Origin of the sequence: Acidovorax sp. HMWF029 (assembly GCF_003060895.1) — a bacterium.
Taxonomy (GTDB): domain Bacteria; phylum Pseudomonadota; class Gammaproteobacteria; order Burkholderiales; family Burkholderiaceae_C; genus Acidovorax.
In genome coordinates, this window is sequence record NZ_QAIH01000102.1 from 1 (window position 1) to 2,242 (window position 2,242).

3 protein-coding genes are annotated in these 2,242 nt (G+C 63.6%); 2 read left to right on the plus strand and 1 reads right to left on the minus strand.

Annotation, left to right across the window (positions count from 1 at the left end):
• Positions 1-1,663, plus strand: a 1,663-nt coding sequence (locus DBR12_RS06650) for an FG-GAP repeat protein (protein WP_108616540.1), incomplete at its 5' end; no start/stop codon positions are given.
• Between the two features lie 117 nt (positions 1,664-1,780).
• Here the strand turns inward: DBR12_RS06650 and DBR12_RS22325 are convergent.
• Positions 1,781-1,933: a hypothetical protein gene (locus DBR12_RS22325; RefSeq protein ID WP_199226649.1), complete on the minus strand. Its 153-nt coding sequence runs from the start codon at positions 1,931-1,933 to the stop codon at positions 1,781-1,783.
• Between the two features lie 105 nt (positions 1,934-2,038).
• Here DBR12_RS22325 and DBR12_RS06655 point away from each other — a divergent pair.
• On the plus strand, positions 2,039-2,242 hold a 204-nt coding region (locus tag DBR12_RS06655), incomplete at its 3' end, for a DUF4148 domain-containing protein (RefSeq protein WP_108616541.1).

A 2,242-nucleotide genomic window follows, 5' to 3' on the forward strand; every position in this document is an offset into this window, starting at 1 on the left:
CCCCATTGCCGCAGCACCCCTGGGCCTGGGTATCACCTATGGGCCGAAGGTTTTGAACTTCTCGTGGCTACCGGCCACCCATGCCACCAGCTACACCGTGTACGAAGACCCCGATGGCGCAGGCCCGCTGGCGGCTGCGCAGATTGGCTCCACCGCAACCACCACGCTGGCGCATGCGGTGCCAGTGTTGCTGCACCAGCGGCTGAACGCCACTTACACAGTGCGGGCCTGCAATATCAGCGGGTGCAGCGTCTCGTCGGCCCCGGTGGCGGCAGACATGGTGCAGGCCGTTGGTTACTTCAAAGCCTCCAGCACCACGGCTGAAGCGCGGTTTGGGAACAGGGTGGCCTTGTCCGCCAACGGCACCACGCTGGCTGTTGGGGCCTATGGCGAGGGGGGCAACACGGGGGCGGTGTACGTCTTCACCCGCACCGGCAGTACTTGGACACAACAGGCGCGCATTACCGCGCCTGGTGGCGACGCCAACGACTACTTTGGCAACGCAGTGGCTCTGTCGGCCGACGGCAACACGCTGGCCATTGGTGCGGATGGTGAAAGTGGCGACCAGACAGGAACCTTCGCGGTGATGCCTCCGAGCAACAACCTGGCCAGCAGCTCCGGCGCGGTGTACGTGTATTCCCGCTCGGGCAGCGCCTGGTCGCAACAGGCCTTCATCAAGGCCAGCAACACTTTTGCGTTCGACCTGTTCGGCGCGTTTGTTGCGCTCTCGGCCGATGGCAATACCCTGGCTGTGGGCGCCTACTATGAGAGCGGCGACCTGACCGGCGCCCATGGCAATGCGGCGTTCGCGTCCTCCGGCGCAGCCTATGTGTTCAGCCGTACCGGCACCAGTTGGGCGCAGCAGGGCTACATCAAGGCATCTAACGCGGGGGCAGGGGATTTTTTTGGGATCTACCTCAGCCTGTCTGGCAGCGGCGACACGCTGGCGGTGGGTGCATTCTTTGAGCGTAGCGCCTCGGCAGCCACCCCGGGCGACGACTCTTTGCAGGACGCCGGGGCTGCCTATGTGTTCCAGCGCAATGCTGGGGTCTGGGCGCAGCAGGCCTACCTCAAGGCGCCCAGCCCTCTGGCACTGGACCGTTTTGGCGTAGCGGTCATGCTGTCGGGGGACGGCAACACGCTGGCAGTGGGCATGGACGGAGACAGCAGCGACCACACGGGCGTCTATGTGGTGCAGCCTGCCAGCAACAGCCTGGCACTCAACTCGGGGGCCGTGTTTGTCTACACCCGCGCAGGCGGCACCTGGCAGCCGCAGGCCTACCTGAAGGCCTCCAACACCCGCACTCCTCACCGCTTCGGCAACAACCTCGCCATGTCCAGTGACGGCAACACGCTGGTGGTGCCCTCTTACCGCGACAACAGCGCCGCCACGGGCTTCAACGGCAACCAGGCCGACACCACGGCCGCCGATGCGGGCGCCGTGCTGGTGTTTCGCCGCACCGCAGGCACCTGGGCGCAACAAACCTATCTGAAAGCGCCGAACACCGGCAGTGGCGACCGCTTTGGTGGCCGGGTGGCGCTGTCGGGCGACGGCAACACGCTGGCTGTCGGGGCTTCGACCGAAGACGGAGGGGCGAACGGCATTGGCGGCAACCAGGCCGACGAAAGCCGCACCAACGCGGGCGCGGTGTACCTGTACTGAGAGGCTGCTGCCAGGGCATTTGCGCGAAGCTCTTGCGTGCAGCCAAAAAACTCTTCGCCTTTGGGCGGGTTGCGCGGCCTGGGTCAGAGGGTGCTGGAGCAGGCCGCTTGGCGGTGTTCACCATTCCTTTGCGCCCGCCTTACCCGTGGCTTTTGAAAGCAGCCACGGGTTTTTTTGTCTGTCCACGTCGCGCATCATTGTTCCAAATACTGAAACAGTCAGTTCGCGACCAGATAGTTTTTCCTTGAACACCATCGGCGTACAGTTCATCCCATCGATGAGCCGAACCCGCAAGGCGACTCACCGAACCCGGTTCAGGAATGGTTTTTTGACCCGGCTTTTTTGAGACGCTTTTTAACTTCAAGGATTTTCATCATGAACAACACCGCACGTTTCCTCTCTATCGCCGCTGTTGCTGCTTTCGCCTCTTTTGGCGCCCACGCCGACGAAGCCGATGCTTCGCAGTTCGCCACGAAGTTTGAAACCAACCGTACCCGCGCCGAAGTGGCCGCCGAAGCCGCCACCGTGGCCCAGACCCGCTCCATCGAGCCCGCTGGTTCGCGTGTGGTGACCTACAAG

Bases quoted from the DNA above. Each gene is read 5' to 3' on its own strand.
- DBR12_RS22325 (WP_199226649.1), bottom strand. From the start codon at position 1,933: ATGAACTGTACGCCGATGGTGTTCAAGGAAAAACTATCTGGTCGCGAA.